We start from the raw sequence: 26,946 nt of genomic DNA on the forward strand, positions 1-26,946 counted from the left end.
TGTTGTTTTCGTGTTCCGTGAGTTAACAATAATTCATTTTTTCTTAGCGCGTAAGAAGGCATTTTATAGTGGTCTACCTACTTTAAGATGGTTTTTTTGCTATCTCTGGCATCGAACCGAGTTGTGCAGAGAAAATAAACAAGCAGCATCCTGAGGGACGCTGCCATCTTTATTTGTGACCGATGAATAACGGCTCAAACAAAACCTTAAATCCGTTGAGCAAAAGATAATAGTCTACTCCACCGAAGGTTTGGTTTTACCAGTTGTAACGTTTTCAGCTTAGATTAAGTTTATATAGCTTACTTGTGTACTACGCTGACTGAATAAAGCTCTACTATGGTATATGGCGTTGTGCTCACCGAACCAGATATCGCAGTTTGATCATAATCTCCGCACTTGAAGTAGAACGTTTTCCCTGAGAAGCTTGGTTTTTTAGAAAATACCTGCGAGCCATTGATGGAAACAGTCGCTACGCCACCTGAAAGCGACATTTGGTAAGTGAATTTTGAACCCAGAGCAGCTTTGGTACTTAAATCGGTGTAGGTACCGGCTCCTTTTGCTTCTTCATATAGGATTTTGAAATTGCCGCCTTTTGAGTTGGGAGTTGCTGTATACTCCAATTCAACCAACGGTATGGAATCTGTGCTATTGAAAATTTGTCCAATCGTAGTTGCCCCACTCGAACCGCCACCCTGTAATGTCACAGCAGCTTGATTCGTCATTGTGTTCGTTCCGTTCCAGCTCCAAGCTGCATTGCTTCCGCTGGTCGTTTGCTCCCTCATCTCTGAACGGGGATGAGACGAACCCGATGTGGTAGATCCAGTCTTAGGATCCATGAACGCTTGGCCTCCATCAGAAGCTGCGTAGAAATATTTACTGGAATATCCCGAAACCAATGTCGACGAACTGATCGTCGAACCGTCCGGTTGCTGTAATGACCAAATATGGTAATCAATATTTGCTGCAGCACTTACCTGTGTGGCTGATGTTAATGCAGCTGCTAGTGAAAGTACCGCAAGCCCTTTACTAAGCGACTTTAACATATTCTTTTTTAAAGAAATACTTTTCATCATTATACTCATCCTCTCAATGTTTTTAACCGAATACAATCAGCATTTTGTAATCGGTTACATTAAATTTATCAAAAGAATTGCGTTTCATGTTTCACTACATTGTCCATTTTATTTGTTAAATTGCTGTTTTTTATTCTTTACTTTAAAATACATTGCTTAACGTAATGGAGGCCGCCAATCAAGCTGGCAGCCTCGTCCTAGTTGTTTATTAAGCTCTTATTTTCAGACACTCATTTCACTTCCCGCTCACGGGCTCTACCAGGCGGTGCCTGTACCACCGCTCCCCGCGATAACGCAGCAGGAAGATTGTACCTCGCACGCCCCACTCCAATTGCATAGCCGCCCACACGCCGATTACCCCAAAGTTTAGCGTAATACCAAACACATAACCGAGCACAACCCGAAACAACCACATGGTTAGCATTGAAGAAATGGAGGTGAAACGAGAATCCCCCGCTGCTCGCAACGCGCCAGGTAGCAGAAAACTGATCGGCCATAGAGGGATCTGGGCTAACATATTGATTAGCATAATGAGATACAGATCATCCATGATTTCGGCTGGCGGGCGGAACAGACTAACCAGTGGCTTAAAGAACGGGATCAAAATAAGCCCTGTGACCAAAAGGGAGCCAGACGCCAGCCACAGAAACGACCTCGTTAATTTGCGAGCATCCTGAATATTCCCCCTCCCTATGCATTGCCCTACCACAGTTACTAATGCTGTAGATAATGCTATGGCTGGGATTTGTAAAAGCATAGCGAATACGGAACTGATGGCGTTTGATGCAATCTCGTATGTGCCTAGGCTGACGATGTAGATTTGGGTTAACATTTTTCCCCCGTTAAAAAACAGCTGCTCAGCAGCGAACGGCAGCCCGATGAACATGATTTTCTTAAACATGGAAATATTCCAGTTCATCAATTCCTTAAGGCGAATTCGCAGGCTGTCATCCATTCGTAGAAGGTAATACAATGCGCAGGCCGCTGCCAAATAACGGGAAATATTCACGGCCACGCTCAAACCTAGCACCCCCATTTCCATGAAATGGACAAATAAGACGTTCAGTAATACGTAAGAAAGGTTCAGGATTAGGGACAACCCTAATGTCACTCTTGTTCTGCCAATCCCCCTCAGCGCTCCGCAGACCGCTTCCTTGAACGCGATCCCGAGATAAGACAAAGCGCTCCCCACCAGATAAGTGCCGGCATGGTCGAACACATCCGGTTCTGCTGTTCCAAAGAGCACCTTCAGGATCGGATGATAAAATAAAAGGACGATCAGACTGAGCGTCACCGCAGTCAAAGTCACCGCGGTAAGCGATGCTGCCGCCGCCTTGGATAACATCTTATCATTCCCGCTGCCCTTGTACTGCGCCACCACCACCGTGCCTCCGGTCGCCAAAGCGACGAAGACATTAACCAGGAAGAGATTGAGCGAATCGACCATACTTACTGCGCTGATCGCCGCCACCCCCGACGAACTGATCATCGCGGTGTTCACCAAGCTTAGGCCGACGAGGAAGGCCTGGTCGATGAGGATCGGGAGAAGAAGCGATATGACCTGTCGATAATCAATAGATTCCCCTGAAAGATATTTGTTCAAAATAGCATGACATCGAGCCTTATAACGTAACGGAATCATACGAGGTTCACTTCCCATTCGAAATCGTCCGAAGTCGCCGAAACTGCGGGAACTAGGCCACAAACGACAAGAACGGATTCCAACTTCACTATCATTCTTAACACCTTCATGAGTTCTCGTTCTCTTTTAAATTGAAATCATACAACAATATTCAACAGTTAATCCCGCTATCCTGCCCGGTTCGCAGTTGAATAACAAAAAAAGGACCCACAGCAACAGGCTGAGGGTCTAATGTCGTCAATAGATTTTAAAGATATTTCATATCTGCAATTAAGCTAAAAAAAGATAATTTTTTACAAAACTATCTTCATTTTTTTGACGAGCTCAGACATGGTCTGATTTCTCAAATGTTCTTCCATCTTTTCCTCAGCCGATAGTACCACTTGCATAATCATACATTCCGTTCCATGATCCAAGCTACAATCGAATATTGAGGCAGTCCCCTCAATAGCGTGAATAATGTCAAGGAACGAGATGGTTTCCCAATTCCGTTTTAACCTGTATCCGCCATTGGCGCCTGATGCCGATTCAATCATTCCCGCCTTGACTAACTTGGTTAATATTTTGGATAGATAAGTAGGAGAAACCTCTTGCTGCTCGGCCAATTGCTGCACACCAACAGGCTTATTCGGCGTGGCTGCTGCAAGAAAAAGCATGGAGTGAAGGGCATAGTTCGTAGCTTTCGAGTACTTCATACGAAATCATCTTCCTCAATAAAAGATTTTATTTATCCATAATAGATTTTATAAATAGAAAGTGTCAAGTATTAACTCTACGCATCTAGTCGATTTTCGCTCCATAAGCTCGGGCAAAAGCTACGGCCTGTGTCATATCCATCCGCACCCCTTTAATATCTAGAGACTTGAAATCAATTCCATCAAGGATAGCACCTCTTAGATCCGAGCCTTGTAGTTTTACTTTCCCCATTTGAGCCCGAGTCAAGTCTGCATCCCTGAGATCGGACTTCTCCAGATTACATCCATTCAAGTCGGCTTCCCGGAAACGAATGCCCCTAAGCCCCTGTTTCATTAAATTCGTATGTCTCAGATTCGTATAAGACCAATCACCACCTTGAAGGGTAATGCCATCGAGCGACGCCTCAGCAAAGTCAGAACCAATCATTTTGCAATCTATGAATTTGGCAACGAATAAATTAGCTCCTTTAAACAGGCAATTCGTAAAAGCCGAACCCGTGTGTACCGAACCGTTTAACTGAGCACCTGTAAAATCACAATCGATGAAATGTGAACCTATCGTATAAACTTCTTCTAAATGAGTGCCGCGAAATCGGCACCTTGTAAACGTGCAATTCCGCAATTCTCCGTCTTTCTGATCGGCATGGCTGAAATCTTGTTCAACATATTCTTGATCGACATATGAATACATCTGGCAACTCCTTCTAAATGAAAATAATTAATTCTATCTTAAGTGATTGGCCGAGTCAAATAGAAAGCAAAATCAAAAAAATCCGCAGTGAATGCGGATTATAAGAGGATAATATGCCAGTACATCTAGAACCAACAGTTTCTACAAGGCATTATACGTTTTTTGAGTGTCATCCATCCCTAAGAGTGCAGGAAGATTTACAACCGTATATCCGTAACCCGTTTCATATCTTTTATCATACGGTTTCGTATGCCCATAATTTGGCTGTGCGTTGTTAGCGTCATAATGCGTATGGACAACGGCTTTATCGTCATACTTCGTGACCATTTCAGCAGGACCCGCAACCTCAAATTCAGCCCCGTAATTAGCTGGGTTATTGCCATACTTTCTCACATAGTCCAAACTATCAATCCGGTTGGCGTTGATATCCTCGATGAGTTGAATAAATGGCTGAACAAACGGAACAAATTCTTCCGTCATATCGTAAAATTTAACCTTAGCCTTATCATAAAGAACGTAGGCCAAGTAATTTTTCCAACCTGCTGTTAAGGAAGCAGCGCCAGCGACAAAATCGGACACCTTGTCCCCTGTCAATGTTATAAGTTCCTCTAACCATGCTTGCAGCGGCTCAGGATCATCCTTACAGTAATCGATTGTTTCCTGTTTTGTATACTCGTCAACACCTTCGAAATCAGGATAAAGCGTGGATATCTGTGTCCGCAGCGCATCAAAATCGCTATCTTTTGCTTCTTTCCATAACCCATTCTGAATCAGTCCGGCAATAAAGCTTTCTTTTAACTCACCGGCGTCGACTTCCGCTTCATTCAGTACTTTTTTCAGGCCTGCAATCCCTTTTTTTACCTCTCCTTTGACATAAGCAGAGCTGTCATTTTCAAGGAATTGCGCGTACTCCTTAAATATGACATTAGATTCTCCGAGATCGGAGGCATTCACTTGCTTTTCTTCCTCGTCGCCGTTCCTTTTATTGACACTGGAAACAAGCATTCTTTGTACGACGCCGGCTCCATTCAGCGAACTTCTTTGAATGCCTGGAGGTGAATTCTCAGTTCCCCCTTGGGCTTGCTGTAAGGCCCTGGCACCCATGATATCAGCGTCCTGCTCCAAACCTGCATCATCGTTGATCGCAACGCCTCCCAATTGCATCATGGGTTTCACAAGACCTTGCTTTTGCTGCACTACATGCCACGCTTCGTGAGGGAGATGCTGGTCTTGCCCTGGTGCAACATGAATATCTGTCCCCTCCGCATAAGCATGGGCTTGCAATTGGGCAGGCTTGGAAGAATTATAGTGGACTTTCACATCGTCCAGTGAAATCCCTGAAAGGCTCTCCACGCCAGATTTCAAATCATCTGGAAGCCCTGTACGGTTCGTCTTACTCTGGACCGTTTGCATCGGATTGGCTTGTAGACCAACTCGCATCATTTGGGCAACAGCTCGATTTCCCACTGTTTTATGTAAGTTATGTATATAATTTTGCCCCATTGGCGCTTGCGCGTAAGCTACCTGTCCGTGATTTATTAAGGAAGATGTTTCACTTGGTCTGCGCATTAAACTTTGATTTTTCATCCTGACACCTCCTCGTCACATTCCATTTACTTCTATTTTATCACATTATGTCGAACATGAATGCTATAAAAAAAGCCGCCACTTAGACGGATATTCATCTACATTACCCCTCTATTTTTCGTATGATCAGTCCACCTTCAGAGTGATTTTTTTCCCGGAGGAAAAAAGTGAGTGGAACCGCAATGACAACAAGTATCGTTCCAATTATAAACAAATCCTGTATGCTAAAGGTGAGTGCGCGCGAAGCCGCTAGACTATCCTTCGCTCCTAATTTCCCCATATATTCAAGAGTTCTGGAAGATAAAATGGTACTGAAAAGAGAAACAGAAAGCGCCGCTGTTCCTTGACGGATCCAGTTCATTAGTGCGGATGCTTGACCTGACAATTGAGACGGAATGGCGGACATACCGGCATTGGTTACAGGCATATTGCTCATAGCGATTCCAACGTAACGAATGGCAATCCAGGTAACAATGAAGATGGTACCCGATGTCATGCTTAATCGGGACAGCGCCCATGTGGCCACACCCATTAGTAGGACACCGGACATGACCAACCGGAATGGACCCACTTTGTTATACACTTTCCCGACCAGTGATGAAACAAGCGCCATGGCCAGTGTTCCTGGCAGCATGACAAGTCCTGTGTACAGTGTTGATTCATGTTGAATTTTTTGCAAGTAAATCGGGATAAGGAAAGTTCCTGCATAGAGAGAAATGGTAATGCAGCAATTTAAAATTAGACTATACGTAAACCGAGGTATTTGGAATAAGCGCAAATTAAGCAGCGGTTCGTTTGATTTTAGTGACGTTATTATGAAGTAGCCAATCATAATAATGCCGACTAGCATAAGCAATATCGTTTTCCACGATGTCCATCCCCAGCTATGACTCTGGCTAAACGATGTTAGCAGCGAGCTCGTTCCGATAATGACTGTAATAAATCCAATGAAGTCTAAGGATAAACCTTTCCCCAACCGATAGTACGGAATAAAACGCTGAGTAACGATCATTGCTATAATCCCGATCGGGATGTTCATGAGGAATAGAGCTTTCCAGCCATAAGATTCCGTTAACCAACCCCCGATCGTTGGGCCGAATGCCGGTGCCAACATGGCTGAGACCGTCCAAAGACTGATTGCGCTAGCTTGCTTCTCTTTGGGAATAACCTGGTAAATAATCGTCATCGTTGTGGGCATAATAATGCCGCTGAAGAGTCCCTGAAGAATTCGAAATGCGATCAGCGACTCCATATTCCATGCGAAAATGCAAAGTAAGGATGTTAGAGTAAATCCACCTAACGCATAGACATATAGACGTTTATAACTTAATCGATCTCCCATAAAACCAATAATAGGAGCAATAACACCTGTTGCCAGCATAAATCCTGACATCATCCATTGAACGGTATTCAGCGGAGCATTAAAATCATCCATGAATACGGGCAAAGCCACATTTATAGAAGTCGTGCTCAAGGTGGCCATGAAATTTCCGAAAAATACGGCAAAAACAATACGCCAGAATGGTTTCTGTAATGAGTAAGTTCTCTCCACTTCTATTCCTCCAACTCGTTGCTCTGTCCCTGCCTCTGGCGTATTTACAAAATGGATTGGAAGGAATGACGAATAACATCCCCCCTGCTGATAATACCGACAAGAACGCCTTGGTTCAGAACAGGCAGTTTTTTAATTCGTTTTTTACCCAAAATGGCAGCAATTTGTTCAATATCCTCATCGGAGTCTACGGCAATTACCTTCTTTTGTGCGATTTTCATGACATTTAAAGGAAGCAGGCTGCGAACTCTTTCGTGGAACTCTTCGTTGTCTCCCTTGATGACTGTTGTGTAGAAATAAGAGCCGAAGACATGGTCCTCATGCTTTCCGATATAGCGCATAATATCTCCATCACTAAGATAAGCGACCACTTCATTCCGATCGTTAACAACGGGAAGCCCACTGATTCTGTGCTTAATAAATTTCTCAATCACGTCGCGAACAGAATCGCCTTCTTTTACTTTGTAGACTTGTCGAACCATAATCTCATATGCTTTTATGACGATCCCCTCCAGTTTAGAAATTGCCTTCTGTTCAAATAAGTTGTATGATGAAACTATATACTTGCATTATACAACTATATGGGATGATGTCAATCCATATGTAGTCCTATGTTCGAAGATTTTCAAACCATACCGGGTATGTTACAGTAAAATATAGTAAAAATTTATAATGAAATTAAAGACGAGGTAACCTATGACGAATCATCCAGCAGAAACGATTGAGCTTGAATTAGCAATTCTTATGCGCCGGTTAATGGCTGCAACCACCAATATGAAAGTTGGGAATCTTGATCGTGCAGCCTATCTTTTACTTCATCAAATCTCTGCACACGGGTCTGCAGGCGTCAAAGCCTTGGCGGAGGAATTTCATCTGGATATCTCGACAATCAGCCGACAATCCGCCGCTTTGGAACAAAAAGGCTATGTATACCGGATTCTAGATCCCCATGATGGACGTGCCTATTCCCTTCAAATCACAGAAAGCGGGGCCAAAGAACTAGCGTTAAACAAACAGGCTCGATTCGAACGTGTAGCGGAGCTATTGCATGACTGGTCTTTGGAAGATCAGCAAATATTCGGGAAACTTCTGAGTAAGTTTAATCGCACTTTTATATAGACCCTTCTGACCAACATCGTTAATAAATTGCTTTACATACTTTTGTATGATAAGATGACTTTATAAACAGTGTTAACATAAATTCACATATTGAAAAGGTGATCATTTGTGTAATGGTTCCTTTTTCAATGTGTGATTTTTTTGTTTAAAAAAACATGTTAAATAACTATTTGGAGGTAATTGATTATGGAAACAGGAACAGTAAAATGGTTTAACGCAGAGAAAGGCTTTGGCTTTATCGAAATGGAAGGCGGAAATGACGTATTCGTTCATTTCTCCGCGATTCAAGGCGATGGTTTCAAATCACTTGACGAAGGACAACGTGTTCAATTTAATGTAGCTCAAGGCAACCGCGGACCTCAAGCCGAGAATGTTGTAAAACTGTAGAACTGTAATACACAGCAAACTGTCCTTAACATGTGTTAAGGGCAGTTTTTTTAATCTAAGGAGGAGTATACAATGTATTTTCGAAGAAAATCGTTAGAAGATCTCCCTCAAGAAAACACTAAAATCTGGTCTTGCAAGAAAGATGATTGTACGGGTTGGATTCGAGACAATTTCGCTTTTGAGTACGTTCCAACTTGCCACCAGTGCCTTTCTCCTATGATTAGCTCTGTGAAGATGCTTCCTCTACTTGCCAACTCCAACATCGATATGAAGTCCCTTAATAAAGGCAGACAGATCTCATAGACGTCTGTAAGTATGACAAAAGGTATATAGGATGAGTACCCAAAAGGAGCGGCCACAGGGCGGCTCCTCTTTTTTATAATTTTAAACATGAAATACAAATCATTCAGCTCACAGAGTTCTTCGGTTTCCGTAATTGGTCTAGGCTTAATGGGAATGTCTGATCTTTATGGTCGGTCATCTCACAAGGGGAAGACATTGTTCCAATCATTGGAGCGAGGCGCTGCCCACAATGCTTATCTGTCATTTCCCAATCAGCAGAGATAAAATTCCGGCAGCGATCAGCGGCCCAACAGGCACTCCTTTTAGAAATGCCACGCCTATAATCGTCCCGATGACGAGACTTGTTACGATCGTAGGGTTGCCGGCCATCAAATGAGCGCCTCGTCCGCCTAGATAAGCTACCAACACGCCAACGACAATGGCGGCGATTGATTTCCAATGCAAGAAGGACTGATAAAGCTCCTTCATGCTGATCGAGCCGCTGGCCAGAGGAGAAAGAATACCAATTGTCAGGATAATGATGCCAAGTGAAAGGCCATTTTTCTCAATCCACGGGAAGGCTTGGTCCAACTTGACGACTCGAATCAGCAAAAGCACGACGGCAGCAATCGTAATTGAGTTGTTGCGGCTGATGACTCCAAGTAGAGCCAACAGAATGAGCATCAACGATGGCATATCTAGCTGAGGCAAACTGACCAACCTCCTTCTTGCTATGTATTTAACAGTGCCACTATTATTTCACATGCTATGAGTGCAGGCCGAAGCTTCGCGTTCTTCTAGTTCAATAGGTTTTAGTATAGTATTCCTTACTCGAATCAAGTTTATTACGGGCTGTTTGAACGCAGAAGATTTTAAGATTTGTGTACAGGTGTTAGTCTTACTCATGTTAAAATTGAACTTTTTTATAGTTTAAAAAGCCGCAAAATATGCGGCTAAGCTATTGAGTTCCTTATTTTCGCCACTCAGCTAAAGTTATATTGTCACCCGTTATTACATCATCAACAAGAATCTCTTTCAAATCCTCACTTTGATAAAACGTGTGCCTCTAATACATAAATGGACTCATAGTGCATATCCATGAAAAAATCATATTCCTGCTTTTCTAAAAGTCTTACAATTACCACTGACTCACCTCTTAGAATCTTTATTTCATTCCGTTATTGTCTTTAAATCACTTACCTGTAATAATGCTTCTCTATTCGTATCATGATATACAACCCTAACTTCTAGTTCATACTCATCATTCAACTCGAAAGAAAGAATGGTGCATTTCCTACCCCGATTCTTCGTTTTTCTTGGATTATCTGGAGCAAAAACATAGGAACCTCCAATTGTAAGATTAACCGTATCACTCATTACATCTGCAATCCTCTCATGCTGTATTTTCGTTATTCGTAATAGAAGTTGTATTAGAATTTAAGTTCTGCAATTGCCTTTTTGTACTTATCAATCCTTGCATAGTCTTTTTCTGATGGGTTAGGAATTCGACTGACATCACTGTTATCCTCTAGATCTAGAAGTTTCACTTTCGTCGCTAGGGGGTTTAATTTAATCCTCTTGATAAAGCCTTCATATGATTCATCTGCTCTTTTTGTAAGACAATCTAAAGCTTCAATAATATCTATGCTAAAACCTGCATTTTTTAAATCAAATAGCGTAATATCTGAATCTTCCACAACATCATGTAAAATGGCTACAATTGCTTCTTCTTCGCTGCTAGTTTTAGTTGCTAATCTGGCAGGATGTAAGATATATGGATTTCCGCCTTTATCTGTTTGACCATCATGAGCTTTCGCGGCTATTAGTATGGCTTTGGTTAAAGTGCTCATTTTGACAACTCCTCTAGTAAACTATTTTCTGAACATTTTCTTTTCCTATTATTATTTAGACGGAAGAAAAAAGGAATGGTTTTTCCTGTTTTTGAACTTTCAAGGTATCTTCTCTCATGTTTTTCTAATAGGTTTCTAATAATCCCCGCTAATACTAGGAAGTGCTTGCTTTTACATCCTATTCGGTAAATATTAGTAGACTTTATTTATGATACGATGTTTTCAGGCGAAAGCCAAATACGATCCAACACAGGAGGAAATACAACATGATATACAAGACGAAAACCCGCCTTGGCAAGTCGTTAGTGGGATTAAGCCTTAGTTTGTCCATTTTTGCTGCAGGAAGTATGATGTTGAGTCCCCAATCAGCTCATGCCGCTTCAGTGTCTACTTCATCTACTGCAAGCAACATTATTAAAACTGGCCAACAATTTATGGGCGTACGTTACCAATTTGGTGCACGCACTGGAAATACAAGCAGCTTTGATTGCTCTTCATTTACTCAATATGTTTATAAAGCTAACGGCGTTAATATCCCTCGTTCGTCCAGACAACAGTCACAAGCAGGAACTTATGTTTCAAGAGATCAATTGCAACCTGGTGATCTTGTGTTTTTTTATAGCCCCATTCATCATGTAGCAATTTATATGGGGAACGGAAAACTATTGCATACTTTCGGCAGAGCGGGAGTAACGATTACTGATTTGAACTCCGGATGGTGGAATTCTCACTATACGACAGCCCGCCGCGTGCTGCCAGATGGTCAAACCTTTAATCCTAGCGTTCCACAGCCGCAACAAAACGCTGCACCTAATGCAACTCAGCCAAAACCTAGCTACACACCAGCCAAACATTCAAATAACCCAGTAAACGTATACCACCGTCCAGCAAAATCTTCTGACGGAGAGAACCAACAACAAGAAAATTAATTCTATTTATATTTTGAGTTAATTGCTTTTAACTAAGAGCCCATGATCTAATTTGGGCTCTTAGTTCTATATAAAATTTTCGTCCATCATAGCAATAATATTTGGTAAAGAGTTGGTTTTCGTATTTTTCATATGATTTTACGGATTTGAAAATTATCTTCTAGCAATACCCAATTTTGCGGAAACGGATAACCCAGTACCCAGTAACTTACCCCTCTTAAGTTATATTCCTTTACCAGATCGAATTTGGCCTGCGCACTTCTTGCATCCTCGAACCAGACTTCATGCGTATGTTGTTTCTCATCTGCATAGCGATAGTATGGCGTTTGGGACAGGCGATCGTACTTGATTTCCGCCCCATGTTGAACAGCTCGGCGAATAGCTTCTTGCATATCGAATGTCTCTGCCTGTTGTCCTTTTACATGAGGAAGGAGCCAATCACGTGCATATAACTGAAAGCCCATAAATATTTTATTTCTTGGAATGACTGTGACGGCATAATCGAGAACGCGTCGTATTTCGTTAATGGGAGAGATGGATTGAGGTGGACCGAATCTGTAACCCCACTCATACGTCATGAGTACAACAAAGTCGACAATTTCTCCATGAGCGGCATAATCGTGAGCTTCGTAAAGTAAACCCTTTTGCTCTGAGCTAGTCTTAGGGGCAAGGGCGGATGATACGAAAAAACCTTTCTCATGCAGTTTACGGACGGCAAGTCGAAGAAATTGATTATAAAATTCACGATCACTTGGATATACATTTTCAAAATCAACATTTAACCCACGATAGCCTTTGTTTGTCATGATGGTTAAGATGTTCTCCACTAGCTTATTTTGCAATTCGGGACTTGATAAAATGGTATGTGCCAGCTTCGAGCCGGCTTCCGTTGCGGAAAAATTGGTGATCGACATGACCGGTACGACATGTTTCTCATATGCGGCTGCGATGAGCTCCTGATCATCAACGGGCTCAAGGCTTCCATCATCCTTCATGCGATACCCAAATGGGCATAAATACGTTAGATGCATCCCATCCTTGCGAACTTGCCCAGCAGCCACTTTTCCGAATACGTTGGTATAACCATTGACATCAATGATTTTCCTCATCTTTTCGGGGATTTTCAAGTTTTGACCCGAGGAAATAAGCGCAGGATTCGTAATTTGATTAGCTTGTGCGATGGCCTGCACAGCAACGCCGTAACGGTTGGCGATCATCCACAGGGTTTCACCAGGCCGCACGGTATGGTACAAAACCGGAATAATTAATACTTGTCCGGGTCTAATCTGCGTGGCATCGGTTATTAAATTTGCCTTAGCAATGGCCTCTACGGTAATGCCGAAACGGCCTGCAATCGTCCCAAGCGTGTCTCCCAATCGGACCACATATTCGGTATAAGGCGGTGGAATGACTAATGCCTGACCGATGACTAAACGATTGGGATCCTGCAGCTCATTGACGGCGATAATCCGATTGGCATTCACACCATAACGACTTGAAATCAGCCATAGGTTCTCCCCTCTTTGCACCACATGAATTTGCACGGTTATACCTCACTCTCTCGCCTTTAACTTCTACATGTACTTTATTCCGCTAATGTCTCTAGTGTTTTAGGCGAATACCCAATTTTCTTTTGGGCATTATTCGCAGATGCATACATACTTTCACGTTGCTCATGGTACATTAAAACATAAATAACAACTTGGAGGCATGCATATGTCAGAGAATAAACAAAATGAAAACAACTTCGTTGAAAATACAACAGGTGCTGTTGTAGACGGTATTCAATCTATCAGCAGTTTCGTATTTAACACTGCAGAAAATGCTGTAGGAACAACACTTGGTATTGCGAAAAATTTGGTAAATAGTGTTATAAACATTAACGATAGTGATAACGATAACAGCGGAACAAATTAATAAATAGCAAAAAAGCAGTCAATTTAATGACTGCTTTTTTGGTTAGGTTCTAATTCGGAATTCATGGCAGTGTCTTTTATTTCGTTTTCTGAGGTTTCCATACTTTAATTTCAACGGATTCATAAATGCGGATCAAGGATTCAGATAACCATTTAAGTAATTGCCAACGCATCAGCTTGCCAATTAGGACCGCAATGAGAATCCCTAATATCGCTCCCCCTATGATATCCATCGGGTAGTGAATGCCAGACCAAATACGTGAGAAGCCGATAAGGGCAGCCAGTATGAACCAAACCCTCCCGTCCTTCCGCCGCCAAAGCCAGATCGAGGCTGCAACGGCAAATGCAGCCGCAGCGTGATTGCTCGGAAAAGAGGCGGATGCCTCGTGATTAACTAATTGAATAACATGATGTGCCACGAATGGACGATCACGATGATAGAAACTGCCGATAATGCTATTAGTGCCTAACGCTGCGGCCGCGGATACTAAAGCATTAAACACCATTCTACGAATATCAGGAGTTCGTCTAAACCAATAAACGATAACACCCAAATAAAATAGGTAATCCAAATTATCAGCGCAGAAAGCCATCAGAGGATTCAAGGCGGCAAACTTGCTGGCTAAGTCATTGATCGCTTGAAACCACTGATAATCAAGTTGAGATAAATTCATAAATGTCTCCTTTAATCGTGTTATTAACCTCGGTTAATAATGATACTAAACATAGATTAAAAGTTTATGAGTGAACGCGGCTTTAGACTTCATTCACTTAATTTTCAAAGTAATTTTTAATTGGTTAATTAGAAAGAATGTGGATAATATATAAAGAGGCTGACTCAAAAGGTTAATAACCTAGCGAGCAGCCTCTATTTTGTTTCGATACGGAGTGAAATCTAACAGGAATTCCTCCAGTTACTTTGGCCTTAATTGCTCTAAACGGTTCATCTAACTGGGACAGCCCCTACTTAAACCCGATAATTTTTAATCGTCATTCGTTTCTGTATCATCTTGTCCGTTTTGCTCTGCGTTATCTTGTTCTTGTTTCGTGATTTTCCCCGTCTTAGCATCTACCTTAACTTCAAATACCAGACCTTTGCTATCTTGGATTTGCACATTATACACGACCACACCGTTCTCATCTTCCAACTGAACATCTTTGACGTTTCCTTGAACTTGTCCAGTAGCAATTGCTGCACTTTGTTCTTTTGTGATTGTGGCTTGTTTCTGTAAATTTGCTTGTTCTACGTCATCAGCAACCTCTTGATCTTGATCTTGTTGTTCAGCACTGTCAGCTACTTCTTTGTCGTTTTCAGTGTTCGTTACCTGACTTGGCGTCATTTGAGGCGTTGAAGTTCCCACTGTATTCGCAAACGCAGTTGAATGTAACAGTCCAACTACACCGCTCCCTAGAACTAAACTTGCTGCTACTGTTCCTACAATGATCTTCTTGCTAATCGATTTCATGGGTTCATTCCACCTTATCAATTGTATTTTTCTTACATGGATAAGTGTAACAATAGTTTCTGATAGTACGATAAACGCCGTATGAGATTTATATGAGAATCTGGGGTTGATTATGGCAACGGACATTAGCACATGCATCAATGACTAAACGTTATGAGCATCATTCCTTAAATCTCCCCATAACAATGGTGTTATCGTATTTGCCGTCGCCATCCTGAAGTTCTAAAAAATAATTCCAGGTCTCGATATCTCTACCTTTATGTTCGGTTGAATCGTAATAGTCGGATAGGTGCTTTTCCAATCCATCGTTTTCCAATAATTAGGATGGAATGCCATAATTCGTCTGCCTATTCCAAATACATCGCAATTGGCCTTCTGCAGCTTCTGAACGATCTTTTGAGCTTCCTTTGTTAACTCCTTTGAGATATAATCGTTCAATTTGGAAGCCTTTCCATCTTCATCTAAATGATCCGGAGAGTATTCCTCGGCTTCTACTTTGAGCAGAAGATCGAGGGTTACCAATAAATTTCCATTATTCACCTCTAAATCTAATCTCCGTTTTACATGAAATACTCGGAAAGTCATTTTACTGCCAATTTTCTTCGTTTTATTAGGAATTGGAAATGTCAGACTTGCCTTTTTACCCATCCGATCAGCCATTAATAAACAGAGTTTTGATTCTTTAGTATCCAGAGTCCCTGCAAGGGCCTTCCTGTTAAACAAGGCCACTCCCTTAATAAGTGGGGTTCCTTCCCCAACTGCCAGATACGGCAAAATGACATCTTGCCCAGGATCAAATAAAACGGTACAAATCGATTGTATATTTTCTTCTGGAACGATCGTGAATGATTCTGCACTGACAATTTGCTTATCCAGATTTAAGATGAAATTCGGCTTTCTCATATAACCAGTTTGCAAAAGTGATTCGGCGCGACCTTCGACAACGCCAATTTTGGCATTTAATGCACTTTTCGGATCGCGGTAAAAAACATCCAGAACCGCATAGATATCAACCTTCGCCAGCTGTTCCCCAATCATTAGAAACCGGTTCTTGGCTGCGTCAGGAACCAAGGTTAGTTTTTTCCCCAAGTTACCTCTTGCTTCTCGAACTGTTTCACCAGTAACCGATATGATTTCGGGTGCATTCCTCTTCTTATCCGAGACATCCGGTAAGACAAAGGTGGTTAACACATTTTCACCTTCTGCTTTATCAAAGCCTATCCCTAGAATTAAACGAACGTTTTTTAATAACATTTGATCCCAACAACCGGTTAAGAGACTCAAGGAAAGTATACTGAGCAAAACAGGCCGGATTCTTTTCATTCGGATGCTTTCCTCCTTCCTCTTTTGAAGGTCAATAGTAATAACGGTATGGGGAGCAAATAGATCATGACCAAAGCGAAATAAGAAAACCATTTATTAAGCTTGCTGATAAACAAAAAATTATGCGGTAACAGCGCAATCAGCAAGCAAGCGGCAATGACCAGCAAAGTCACCTTTGAACTGTTACCCGTTTTCAATATTTGAGTAATCCCCGTTGAAGCAAGAAAAACATAATTGACAATAGACGTCATGACGATCACAACCCAAAGCGATAAAAACAGTAAATCCGATCTTTCTACAACCCTAAAAGAAAACGCCTTTAGCATATATAAAACAGGCTCTGGTATGATACTAAGTTCCTCAGGACTGAAAAACATAAAGCATGACAGGATAATTAATACATAAAAGAGGGTGACAAAAGTGTATGAAATCAACATCGTTTTTAATATTTCTCCGTCTTTCCCCTTAACTTGAGGGTAAACCATGAGCAGTATTTCGAAACCGGCCAGTGTAACGACAGCCTCTCTCATACCTCTTATCATAGGACCAATCCCTGATTGACCAATGGGGAAAATATACAAAGGATTCCCTTTGCTAAAAGGGAAAATGATCAAAATGATAATAATGATTATAAGAATAGAAACCAGTGTTTCAAATCGGGCAATTATTTTCAATCTTTCTTTTGCTAGATAATAACTCGTAGCCATCATCAATGTCATAATGACCCATTTCGGTGTCGTAGGGAAAATCCAGGCATTAATGATTCGACAATAATTCATGAGGATCAAGCTTGCTATTCCAATAAAATAAATAATATAAAGAACACTAATAAGATGACCTGCAAATTTCCCTGCCATTTGAGGGAGAAATTCGATCATCGTCATCTTTGGATATTTCCTGCAGATCATCCATATCAAGATAATGACCAGGTGGGTGGCAAATCCCGCCAGCAGCATGGAGATCCATCCATCTATAGATGCTTCAGAGTGGACACTAAAAGGAACGGTTAAAGCTCCCTCGCCTATCGCTGTTTGTATTGTGAAAAAAGCCAACTGCTTTTTGGTGATACTATCTTTTTCTGCGTTCACGCTTCACCCATCCCCTAGAAAATAATTCCCGCATCTTTTTTTGGGGAAGACTGTCCTCAGGACGCCGGTTCATTTTCCATATTGGCAACCGGAAGATAGAGTCTTTCAAACCACTCCATTTGAATGGAGAAAAGGGGTAAAAATAGGGCGTTCCAAAACCCTCTAATTTACACAAGTGGATCAAAATACATGAAAACCCGAACGTAATTCCCAAAAAGCCGAAAGTAGCAGCCAACATCATCATCGGAAAACGAAGAAAACGCACCGTCTCTCTGAACTCATGGGATGGCACGACAAATGAAGCAAGGGCCGTCGATGCTACCACAATAATCATGATGTTGGACACCAGCCCTGCCTTCACGATGGCATCTCCAATAACAAGTCCTCCAACAATACCGATTGTCTGTCCTACGGCAGTATGTAATCGCAAGCCTGCTTCTCTTAACATTTCAATAGTTATTTCCATTAGCAGAGCTTCAATAATCGGAGGAAACGGAATTTCCAGTACGGCACTTTGCATAAGAAGCACCAATTCATTAGGGATTGTCTCAAAATGAAAAGTGACAACTGAGATGTATAAGGCTGGTAGTGTAATGGCAATGAAGAAACTGGAAACCCTTAATAATCGGAAGAAGCTTCCGTTAATCCAACGAGCATTGTAATCGTCAGGTGACTGATAAAATGCAAAGAAATTGATGGGTAAAATGATCGCTTTCGCTGATCCTTCCGCTAATACGGCAATTCTTCCCTCCATCAAATTGGCTGCTACTCTGTCCACTCTTTCGGTACTTAAAATTTGCGGAAATGGGGAGAAGGGCACATCTTCAATGAGCTGCTCTACAAAACCTAATGAAGCAATATAATCGATCCGGATTGATGTGATTCGCTTTTCTAGCTCGGTCACAATTTCCGGATTCGCTATTGACTCGATGTAAACCATCGCTAGACGCGTATTCGTCTCCATGCCCACTGTAAAATAGCGAATCATCAAATCCTTGTTGTTCACTTTTCTGCGGATTAGATGAAGGTTTGTATTTAACCTTTCAACGAATCCCTCATGCGAATCTCCAAACACCTTCTCATTGATCGGTTCTGTGATGCTTCGCCCTATCGAAGAGGATGCATAGAAAATGTAAAAATCGGTCTCACCTTCACAGTCGACGACACAGCCGCCATTCAAAAGATTTTCCACAGCTTGCTCGATCAAGCAAGTAATTTGAAGCTGTCCCAGAGGCAAAGCGTCAAGAAACTCGCCTTCATTAGTTCGCTTTAATGGAAAAATGATCTGATTCAAGATCGTATCTTGATCCGTTAAGGTTGCCAAATAGATCAAGTTGACATGTCGTTGATTCCAATTCAACGTATGTATAACTAGATCTTCCGTATTGTTTAAAAGTGTTTGAAAATAACTTTTTCTTTCTTGTAACGACGAAAGATCCATATCCTTAGTTTCTTGATTTGTACCCAAGATTTCATCACGCTGCCCCTCATTTCAAAGGTTATTTTATCCAGTTGAATAAAGGAGTATTCATAGGGAATGAAGAACGAAAAAACAGCCCTTGTTCGCATCTATTTTGCGATAGGGCCGTCTCTATTTTACTCGATAGTCTTTTCAATGGATGAAGGAATATTAAATAACAAAAGCTGTTGTGATGATGACCAAAAGAATAAAAAGAACCAAGACAATTGCTACGTTACTACCCATTCCATAACCTGCACCACAACCTGCTCCATAACCAACTGCTCCCATGTTTACTCATTCCCCTCAATGATTTTTCACTACGTTGTAAGTATATGTACGGTACATAGTGCTTGACTGGACGTTTGTCACGGGAGTTTAATCGCCAAGGACAAATGCGAACAAATAATCAGTCATGGGATATTACTGACCTGACAGCAGCATGTATCTCTTCATAGCTCGTGCAGCGGCAAATATTGGATTGCAGCCACTCTCGAATCACCTCTTCGCTTGCATGTGGATAATTGTTAACTAAGGCGTGGCTTACCATAATAAATCCAGGTGTACAAAATCCGCATTGAAAGGCAAAATTGTCAACAAATGCGCGTTGGATAGGAGTGTCTCCCCCCAAACCTTCGATGGTTGTAATGCTGCTTCCCCGCACCTCTATCGCCAGCATTAAACAAGATTTGATGGGTACTTTGCCAACGATGACCGTGCATGCGCCGCAATCACCGTTTTCGCAGCCGGCTTTGGCTCCGGTTAACCCAAGTTGTTCGCGCAGCACACGCAATAAAGTATCCGCTGAACGAATGACTGCATGTTGTCGCTTCCCATTGACAAGCAGCTCAATTTCCCTTTTAACAGTTCCATGTGTTTTCATACACGACTCCGTTCCAATGCCGACATTGTATCGAATAACGTGTTTCGTAAAACAAATGTTCTGTACCCTTTGGAGCTTAAGATGTCGTTCAAAATCGGTACAGGCCATAAACGGATGGCACTCTCTATGCGTTCTTCCAAGGGAATTGCACTGTCGTTCAGAACCTCCTCTATGATCAGCGATCGAAAAGGGACGGCACTTACTCCACTAAAGGCAACTCGAATACCTTCCTTTGTTTTTAAACCGGAAATCCGGACGATCGGATAATCGATTTTTTCCATCTTGGTCTTCTTAACAGTGACAAAAGGTAAATCGAGGTATCGTCTATCGCTTAAAATCTGCACAAGGAGCTCACCTTTTTCCAAACGCGGTTCACCGTTCAATATCTCGTGTACCGGAACATAGCGAATCCCCCTGGTACCGGCTAGAACAAGCTGGCTATCGGCGAGCAGAAAAGGAAGCAGTGCTTCCCGATAAATGAATTTCCCACAAAGGTTGCCGCCAACAGTAATTTTGTTGCGATTGGTATGGTCGGCTGCGTCTCGAACGGTCTCACCGAGTAATGGGAACAGGTTGGCCTCCGATAAAGACGTGAGCGTAATAGCTGCTCCAATGACAAGCTGTTCTTGCTGAATTTGAAGCACATTGCATGCGGGAATCCCTTTAATGTCGATGACTGCCCCTGTGCGAAGCTGGTTTAGACGCGCCATGGAAATAATCTCTGTCCCGCCGGCATAGTAAAGAGGCTCTTTGCCATTCGAATCCGCCTGCTGAAAAATGCGAACCGCTTCTTCGACGGTAGTTGGTGTATAGTATTCGAAATCAAACGAGATCATGAGCAGCCTCCCTTATAACGCCAGATAAGCTCTGGGGTTAGTGGCAGCATGTTTAGCTCGACACCAGCGGCAATGGATAACGCATTTGCAAGAGAAGCGGCCATTCCAATCGTGCCATGCTCTCCAATACCACGTGCGCCATAAGGGCCTTCCAAGTACGGCGTTTCCACAAACTCTACCAAATAGCTCGGATTCTCTCCGAAACGAGTCAATTTATAAGAACGCAGACTGGGGATTGAGTACAAGACCCGCATTGTTGTACAGAAATCCCTCCCGACTGGCAAAGCTGAGTCCCATGTTCATGCCGCCTTTGACTTGACCTATTGCCGTTGCTTCGTTAATTACCTTTCCAGCGTCGAAAACGGAGGCTGCTTTAAGTATTCGATACGTGCACTCACGGGTATCGAATTCGACTTCGACTGCTTGTGCACCGACTGTCCATTGCGGGCCAGGAATGCCTTTGCCCGTTTCTGGATCAAGAGTAGTCAACTGATGGACTCTGTACCGTCCTCGACCGATGACCGGCTCGCCGGACGCGCTGCCATCCGGATTCATATAACCGCTAGCGACCTCACGGATCTCCAAGCCAATGTTCGGATTGTCCTTGACATAGACCCTGCCGCGGCCGACTTCCAGTTCCTCTTGAGGCCTTTTCAGTACGATTGAAGTATTTTGCTTTAACTGGGTAATGACATCCTCTGCCGCATCCAGTACGGCCCGTCCGACCATCATCGTACTATTGCTTGCCACTGTTTTCCAATGTTCAGGGGTGATTTGCGTATCGACATCCATTTTGATATGGACCTGGTTGACAGTCATATTCATCCGCTCGGCGAGGATTTGTGTCATAATAGTGCGGTTTCCTTGACCTATCTCGATGGCGCCTACGCTAAGGTTCAACGTGCCGTCGTGATTGATGGTGATCGTCGCACCAGATCCGGTATCTATCGTGGAGCTGGAGGTTTTCATGACACAAGCCATTCCTTTGGCCCTGACTTTAAAGCGGTCAACGGCAATCCGCTCTCCTTCGTCCCACTGAATGAGCTCTTTTAATTTGACGATGCAGGCAGTCACGTCGCCAATGTTACTACCATTCAGCGGTGCTTGTGTCGGTGTCGTGTCACCCGGCTTGATGGCGTTGTGAAGTCGCAACGCCAAGGGTTCCATTTGCAGTTTCTTTGCAAGCAAGTCCATTGTACGCTCCATACAATAAGTTGCTTCCGTATGGCCGAACCCCCGGAATGCATTCGTGTACGGGTGGTTCGTGTAAACGCATAATGAATCACACCATACGTTGTCAATCCGATAGGGTCCAGTACAATCGATCGCAGCAGCTTGCGTGACGGCTGCACCCCCGTCGGTGTAGCCACCGGTATCAAATAGGAAAGTGATCTCTAGGGCAGTAAGCTTTCCATCTCTGCTCGCACCGAGCTTCACTTTCGCTTCCAGCCCGATGTGACAGGGCGAACTGACCATGTCCGATTCGCGGGAATTATTGATTTTCACAGGTCGGCCGCCGCACGCTTTCGATGCCAAATAGGCGATATACTCCAGCTGTGCGGAGCCTTTTCCCCCAAACCCTCCACCTACAAACGGCACATGCACAATAACATTTTGCTCGTCGACTTGGAAGAAGCGTTGAAACAAACGTTTAATTATAAACGGATCCTGCGTCGAGGTTTGAATATCAATCAAGCCGCTCGGCATCACTTCAACGATCGAGCAGCGCGGTTCCATAGCGCAATGATCGGATGTGTTAAAGGCATACGAGCCTTCAACCACTACCTCACTTGTTGCCCAGCCTTTCTGCATATCGCCTTTTCGGATTTTCACATGGTTTCCGATGTTGGTATCCGGAACGGGATTAACGGAGCCATATGTTTTGTAACTTCCTAAGTCTTTGTGAATCAATGGCGCCTCCGGCTGCAAGGCAGCGCTAGGGGAATGAACAATAGGAAGCTGAACGAATTCAGCTCGAATAAGCTCTGCGCCCCGCTTCGCAATCTGTTCTGTCTCCGCCACTACAACGGCGATTGGTTCGCCGAAATAGCGCACTTGCTTGTACGCAAGGGGCGGGCGATCCGCGAGAAGGCCACCGGTGAGCACAGGAAAATAATCGCCCGTGATAACGTTATGTACACCGCTTACTTCCAATGCTTTCGAGATATCGATGAATGTAATATCGGCATGCGAATAGGGACTGGTAACAAGCCAGCCATGCAAAAGATTGGGGGATTGCATATCGTTCGTATACTTGGCGAATCCGGTTACTTTATCTCTCGATTCTATCCTCGGAATAGCCTTTCCAATTAGCGACAATCGCAACACTCTCCCTTTCCTTCTCAAGCGGCAAATTAGACGTCCAAATCGATTCGACGAAGCGTTATTCTACATCTTATAGTGAAATATCTTGTCCTATTCAGCTCATACAACAACACTTAAAAAAATCGCCCTCCCCATGTTGAACATGAAGAAGGCGATCACTATTTGGCAGTTCTTTTAAGAATTTCTTATCCCCCTATATGCGACATTTCCACTTTAGGAGATGACTTATGATGGGTATGACTTAATCGCTCGTCTGAGTAACGATCAGAACGGTTATTCCAAATGGCACGAATCGTATCCGTAACCGCCTGATCAGTTTGACCGCTGCGGAGCAGATCTTTAAGATCATTACCTCCAGAAGCAAATAAGCAAGTATACAGCTTTCCCTCTGCCGAAATGCGGGCTCTTGTACAGGAAGAACAGAAGGAATCTGTCACCGACGAAATAATTCCTATTTCCTGATCACTATCTGTGTAACGGAAGCGGGACGCCACTTCTCCGTGATAATTCGCAAGGATGGGCTCAATCGGCATAGCCTCGTGTATCATCTTTAAAATCTCTTGCTTGGATACGACTTCATCCAACTTCCAATCATTTGAGTTTCCAACATCCATATATTCAATAAACCGAAGGGTATACTTCTTCTCTTTGAAGTATTGCGCCATCGGGACAATATCTTGATCATTTTTTCCTTTTTGGACAACCATATTTACTTTCACTTTCATTCCCGCTTCTGATGCAGCCTGCATGCCTTCAAGAACCGTTTGCACCTTGCTCCTATTTCCGTTCATAGAAGCAAAACGCTCTTCATCTAGCGAATCCAAACTCACAGTTACCCGGGATAAACCGGAATTGAATAGATCAAATGCAAATTTCTTTAGTAATGAACCGTTAGTGGTTAACGCAATGTCCTCTACACCATCGATTTGGTTCAGCCGCTTGATAAGTAGGGGGAGATCTTTACGCAGCAAAGGTTCTCCTCCGGTAATACGCAGTTTTTTTACGCCTAAAGACACGAAAATCCGTGCCAATCTTTCAATTTCATCAAACGATAGAATTTTATCGTCAGGCAAAAATGAGTAGTCAGAACCGAATATTTCCTCCGGCATACAATACCGACAGCGAAAATTGCAACGATCCGTAACCGATATACGCAAATCCCTTAAAGGGCGCTGCATGTTATCCAACACAACATTTTCCATGTGAATGGCCCTCGCTTCTATAACTCAAATATTTATAATTCTTTTCGGGCACGTATACACGTTTAGCGACTGATTACGGATAAAACCAATCGTGGTGATTCCCAGTTGTTCTGCCAGCTGTAACGCCAATTCTGTCGGAGCAGACTTGGACAATATCACTTCGCAGCCTATTTTGGCAACTTTCAATAAGATTTCAGAGGAGATACGGCCGCTAAAAACGATTATTTTATCACCGATGGGAATGTCATTTTTCAAGCAATATCCATAAATCTTGTCCAGTGCATTATGTCTTCCTATGTCCATCCGGCTTAAAACAATTCCGTTAGCGTCACACAAGGCCGCATTGTGGACCCCGCCTGTCTGACGAAAAGTATCCGCTGATTGCTGCATCTCATTCATTAATCGAAAACAATCATCGATGGAAACTTTTACACGAATATCCTCCATCTTCTTGGCGGTCAAGGCATCATTTACAAAAACGAATCCTTGCCTGCTCATCCCGCAACAGGAGGTAATATAACGTTTACTCTGAAAATCACGGTAGTATGGATTAAGTTTTGTTGTTGTCACATGGACAAATCCTTCTCTCTCTTGTATCCATATTTTTTCAATATCATCGTATTTCCGGATAATACCTTCAGAAGCCAAAAATCCGATGACCATATCTTCTATATATTCTGGCGTACACACCATCGTAACAAATTCCTGACCGTTAATTTTCACTGTAACCGGATATTCCGTTACAATGCTATCCTCAACTTCCTCGGCATGACCATTAACAAAACGAAGGATTCCCCTTTTCACCTCGATTGGATTCATGATCAGAGCCCCCTATTTAAATCTTTGTTTCTATCAAAAACATGCTCCTTTATTGACATGTCCATCATTTCTCCTCGTTAGACCGAATGTTTTAAATGTTGTTTAATCATAAATCAATAACGCGAAAAAAAAAAGTGTGGAGTTTGAAACTGGAGTAGAGTTACCATCTTCACCTGAGCAACTATGTCTTTTAATTTTTCAAAAAGTTCATTTTTCCAGACGGAATTTCATAAAGTATTAATTGAACCCTTGAACCATTCTTCGTGAGGCAGGTGAACATATTGTCCGAGCAGAGCGACGATCATGGATCGAAGTATTTTGAGAAAATGTTGAATATCATTGATGTCGGTGTTCATCTGATCGACAACAAGGGAATAACCATATTTTATAATGATAAAATGGCTGAAACCGATGGTTTTAAGCGAGAACAAGTGGTTGGAAAGAACTTCTTCGACCTTTTTCCTTCCCTTACGAATGAAACCAGCACCTTCATTAAAGTTCTGCAAACAGGCATAGAAATACGGGAAAAAATACAAACCTATGTCAGTGTAACGGGGAAACGGATCACTACTATTAACAGCACGTATCCTCTTTTGGAACATGGTGAAATCATCGGCGCATTAGAAGTGGCTAAGGATATAACAAGTATTGTTCATCTTCACGACCAAATCCTTGATCTCAGGCATCAAATCTACGAATCTCCGTCAAAAGATAAGAAAAATGCAAGCTCTGCTCGATACCATTTCAGTGATTTAATTGGCAAAAGCGAAAGCTTCCTACATACGGTCTCCTTCGCCAAAAAGGCATCTCGTACGAGCTCGCCTGTTTTGCTATCCGGACCTGCCGGCACCGGTAAAGAATTGTTCGCACAAAGCATACACAATGCTGGAGCCCGCCGTAACCGCCTATTCATTGCTCAAAATTGTGCGGCCGTCCCCAACGAGTTAATGGAAGGTATTATGTTCGGAACTGCGAGAGGCGCATTTACTGGCGCTATTGACCGTGCTGGATTATTCGAGCAAGCTAGCGGCGGGACTCTTTTTCTGGATGAGTTAAATAGCTTGGATTTATTTTTGCAAGCCAAACTATTACGGGTGCTTCAAGACGGAATGATTCGCCGAGTCGGGGGAATGCAGGAACAGCAAGTCGATGTCCGCATTATTACCGCCATGAATATTGATCCAAAGGAAGCTTTAGAAAAAGGATTGCTGCGCAGCGATCTTTTCTACCGGTTAAATGTCGTGAATCTATACCTGCCTCCTCTTGTCCAAAGAAAAGAAGATATTCCTCTCCTCACTTACCACTTTATTGATAAATTTAATCACATTTTCGGCATGAAAATAACAGGTATTACCCCTGCTGCACTCAATAGCTTAATGAACTACCATTGGCCCGGCAATATTCGGGAATTAAGCCATGCCATCGAATCCACCTATAATATGATGGAACTGGAAAGTGAGATCATTGAAGAAAATCACCTTCCCGCTTATTTGATGGGGAATTATATACAAACGACAACTCCCAACCGGCTAGCCGCTCCGTGGAATGACGAATTGGCAACCATCTCAGCAGGAAGATTGACCGATAAAATGAGGCAAATGGAAAAGGAAACCATTACGGATGCTTTGGAAAATCATCAATATAACATCACTCTCACCGCGCAAGCTCTAGGAATTAAGCGCCAAGCTTTACAATATAAACTGAGACCGCTACGGCATTATGAAAAAACCATAGAAATCGTTTCTCAGACTCCGACAGGAGTCTTTTTTTGTTAACTTAGTATGGAAATGTTGGCACGCTTTTTGCATCTACTACTTATGAG

At 42.7% G+C, this 26,946-nt stretch carries 25 protein-coding genes and 2 pseudogenes; 6 read left to right on the top strand and 21 right to left on the bottom strand.

Features of this window, described 5'->3' with window-relative positions:
- Positions 1–299: 299 nt before the first annotated feature.
- The 7 genes from ACBP55_RS20380 to ACBP55_RS20410 all read right to left on the bottom strand — a co-directional run bounded on the left by ACBP55_RS20380 (position 300) and on the right by ACBP55_RS20410 (position 7,740).
- Positions 300–1,073 carry a polysaccharide lyase family 7 protein gene (locus ACBP55_RS20380; protein ID WP_464644530.1) on the bottom strand — a complete coding sequence of 258 codons (774 nt, stop codon included), beginning with the start codon at positions 1,071–1,073 and terminating at the stop codon, positions 300–302.
- Between the two features lie 235 nt (positions 1,074–1,308).
- Positions 1,309–2,715: an MATE family efflux transporter gene (locus ACBP55_RS20385; RefSeq protein WP_464644531.1), complete on the bottom strand. Its 1,407-nt coding sequence runs from the start codon at positions 2,713–2,715 to the stop codon at positions 1,309–1,311.
- Positions 2,716–3,008: 293 nt separating this feature from the next.
- On the bottom strand, positions 3,009–3,410 hold the full coding sequence (locus ACBP55_RS20390; protein WP_464644533.1) for an Rrf2 family transcriptional regulator: 402 nt from the start codon (positions 3,408–3,410) through the stop codon (positions 3,009–3,011).
- An 85-nt stretch (positions 3,411–3,495) separates the two neighbouring features.
- On the bottom strand, positions 3,496–4,101 hold the full coding sequence (locus tag ACBP55_RS20395; RefSeq protein WP_464644535.1) for a pentapeptide repeat-containing protein: 606 nt from the start codon (positions 4,099–4,101) through the stop codon (positions 3,496–3,498).
- A gap of 141 nt (positions 4,102–4,242) precedes the next feature.
- Positions 4,243–5,688 (bottom strand): eCIS core domain-containing protein, encoded by a 1,446-nt coding sequence (locus ACBP55_RS20400; RefSeq protein ID WP_464644537.1) that lies wholly within the window; start codon positions 5,686–5,688, stop codon positions 4,243–4,245.
- Between the two features lie 103 nt (positions 5,689–5,791).
- Complete coding sequence (locus ACBP55_RS20405; protein ID WP_464644539.1) at positions 5,792–7,240, bottom strand: MDR family MFS transporter; 1,449 nt, start codon at positions 7,238–7,240, stop codon at positions 5,792–5,794.
- Between the two features lie 44 nt (positions 7,241–7,284).
- The gene (locus tag ACBP55_RS20410; protein WP_268617861.1) at positions 7,285–7,740 is read right to left on the bottom strand and encodes a CBS domain-containing protein; all 456 of its coding nucleotides are present in this window, start codon (positions 7,738–7,740) and stop codon (positions 7,285–7,287) included.
- Between the two features lie 196 nt (positions 7,741–7,936).
- Here ACBP55_RS20410 and ACBP55_RS20415 point away from each other — a divergent pair, with 196 nt between their 5' ends.
- The 3 genes from ACBP55_RS20415 (at position 7,937) to ACBP55_RS20425 (ending at position 9,049) form a co-directional block, all read left to right on the top strand.
- On the top strand, positions 7,937–8,359 hold the full coding sequence (locus ACBP55_RS20415; protein ID WP_464644541.1) for a MarR family winged helix-turn-helix transcriptional regulator: 423 nt from the start codon (positions 7,937–7,939) through the stop codon (positions 8,357–8,359).
- Between the two features lie 186 nt (positions 8,360–8,545).
- Positions 8,546–8,746, top strand: a complete 201-nt coding sequence (locus ACBP55_RS20420; RefSeq protein WP_029194307.1) for a cold-shock protein — start codon at positions 8,546–8,548, stop codon at positions 8,744–8,746.
- A 72-nt stretch (positions 8,747–8,818) separates the two neighbouring features.
- Positions 8,819–9,049, top strand: a complete 231-nt coding sequence (locus ACBP55_RS20425; protein ID WP_029194306.1) for a cold-shock protein — start codon at positions 8,819–8,821, stop codon at positions 9,047–9,049.
- Positions 9,050–9,289: 240 nt separating this feature from the next.
- On the opposite strand, the gene ACBP55_RS20430 is transcribed toward ACBP55_RS20425, so the two are convergent.
- Both ACBP55_RS20430 and ACBP55_RS20435 read right to left on the bottom strand, forming a co-directional pair.
- Entirely contained in the window at positions 9,290–9,739 is a 450-nt protein-coding gene (locus tag ACBP55_RS20430; protein WP_464644543.1) for a DUF441 domain-containing protein, read from the bottom strand.
- Positions 9,740–10,458: 719 nt separating this feature from the next.
- The gene (locus ACBP55_RS20435; RefSeq protein ID WP_464644545.1) at positions 10,459–10,878 is read right to left on the bottom strand and encodes a GTP pyrophosphokinase; all 420 of its coding nucleotides are present in this window, start codon (positions 10,876–10,878) and stop codon (positions 10,459–10,461) included.
- Positions 10,879–11,144: 266 nt separating this feature from the next.
- Here ACBP55_RS20435 and ACBP55_RS20440 point away from each other — a divergent pair.
- Positions 11,145–11,633: pseudogene (locus ACBP55_RS20440) on the top strand (C40 family peptidase); the annotation flags it as partial.
- Positions 11,634–11,935: 302 nt separating this feature from the next.
- On the opposite strand, the gene ACBP55_RS20445 reads toward ACBP55_RS20440, so the two are convergent.
- A complete protein-coding gene (locus tag ACBP55_RS20445; RefSeq protein ID WP_464644547.1) occupies positions 11,936–13,351 on the bottom strand; it encodes a glycoside hydrolase family 18 protein in 1,416 nt (471 codons plus the stop codon).
- 172 nt (positions 13,352–13,523) lie between these two features.
- Between ACBP55_RS20445 and ACBP55_RS20450 the strand changes: the two genes are divergently transcribed.
- Positions 13,524–13,724, top strand: a complete 201-nt coding sequence (locus ACBP55_RS20450) for a hypothetical protein (protein ID WP_464644549.1) — start codon at positions 13,524–13,526, stop codon at positions 13,722–13,724.
- Positions 13,725–13,800: 76 nt separating this feature from the next.
- On the opposite strand, the gene ACBP55_RS20455 is transcribed toward ACBP55_RS20450, so the two are convergent.
- The 11 genes and pseudogenes from ACBP55_RS20455 to fdhD form a co-directional block, all read right to left on the bottom strand.
- Positions 13,801–14,397 carry an undecaprenyl-diphosphatase gene (locus tag ACBP55_RS20455; RefSeq protein WP_464644550.1) on the bottom strand — a complete coding sequence of 199 codons (597 nt, stop codon included), beginning with the start codon at positions 14,395–14,397 and terminating at the stop codon, positions 13,801–13,803.
- A gap of 309 nt (positions 14,398–14,706) precedes the next feature.
- Entirely contained in the window at positions 14,707–15,189 is a 483-nt protein-coding gene (locus ACBP55_RS20460; RefSeq protein WP_464644551.1) for a PepSY domain-containing protein, read from the bottom strand.
- Between the two features lie 222 nt (positions 15,190–15,411).
- A complete protein-coding gene (locus tag ACBP55_RS20465) occupies positions 15,412–16,512 on the bottom strand; it encodes a Ger(x)C family spore germination protein (RefSeq protein WP_464644553.1) in 1,101 nt (366 codons plus the stop codon).
- Complete coding sequence (locus ACBP55_RS20470; RefSeq protein ID WP_464644555.1) at positions 16,509–17,600, bottom strand: GerAB/ArcD/ProY family transporter; 1,092 nt, start codon at positions 17,598–17,600, stop codon at positions 16,509–16,511. The genes ACBP55_RS20465 and ACBP55_RS20470 overlap by 4 nt, the downstream gene beginning before the upstream one ends.
- On the bottom strand, positions 17,581–19,068 hold the full coding sequence (locus ACBP55_RS20475; RefSeq protein WP_464644557.1) for a spore germination protein: 1,488 nt from the start codon (positions 19,066–19,068) through the stop codon (positions 17,581–17,583). Before ACBP55_RS20475 ends, ACBP55_RS20470 begins: the two co-directional genes overlap by 20 nt.
- A 162-nt stretch (positions 19,069–19,230) precedes the next feature.
- Complete coding sequence (locus tag ACBP55_RS20480) at positions 19,231–19,350, bottom strand: YjcZ family sporulation protein (protein WP_464644559.1); 120 nt, start codon at positions 19,348–19,350, stop codon at positions 19,231–19,233.
- Positions 19,351–19,468: 118 nt separating this feature from the next.
- Positions 19,469–19,942 carry a (2Fe-2S)-binding protein gene (locus ACBP55_RS20485; RefSeq protein WP_464644561.1) on the bottom strand — a complete coding sequence of 158 codons (474 nt, stop codon included), beginning with the start codon at positions 19,940–19,942 and terminating at the stop codon, positions 19,469–19,471.
- Complete coding sequence (locus ACBP55_RS20490) at positions 19,939–20,778, bottom strand: FAD binding domain-containing protein (RefSeq protein WP_464644563.1); 840 nt, start codon at positions 20,776–20,778, stop codon at positions 19,939–19,941. The genes ACBP55_RS20485 and ACBP55_RS20490 overlap by 4 nt, the downstream gene beginning before the upstream one ends.
- Positions 20,775–23,097 (bottom strand): annotated as a pseudogene (locus tag ACBP55_RS20495) (xanthine dehydrogenase family protein molybdopterin-binding subunit). Before ACBP55_RS20495 ends, ACBP55_RS20490 begins: the two are co-directional and overlap by 4 nt.
- A 191-nt stretch (positions 23,098–23,288) precedes the next feature.
- Positions 23,289–24,305: a GTP 3',8-cyclase MoaA gene (moaA, locus tag ACBP55_RS20500; protein ID WP_464644565.1), complete on the bottom strand. Its 1,017-nt coding sequence runs from the start codon at positions 24,303–24,305 to the stop codon at positions 23,289–23,291.
- 24 nt (positions 24,306–24,329) lie between these two features.
- On the bottom strand, positions 24,330–25,124 hold the full coding sequence (fdhD, locus tag ACBP55_RS20505) for a formate dehydrogenase accessory sulfurtransferase FdhD (RefSeq protein ID WP_464644567.1): 795 nt from the start codon (positions 25,122–25,124) through the stop codon (positions 24,330–24,332).
- Between the two features lie 281 nt (positions 25,125–25,405).
- Between fdhD and ACBP55_RS20510 the strand changes: the two genes are divergently transcribed.
- Positions 25,406–26,899: a sigma-54 interaction domain-containing protein gene (locus ACBP55_RS20510; protein ID WP_464644569.1), complete on the top strand. Its 1,494-nt coding sequence runs from the start codon at positions 25,406–25,408 to the stop codon at positions 26,897–26,899.
- Positions 26,900–26,946 lie beyond the last annotated feature (47 nt).

The sequence above is a fragment of the Paenibacillus sp. WG02 genome, from assembly GCF_055396115.1.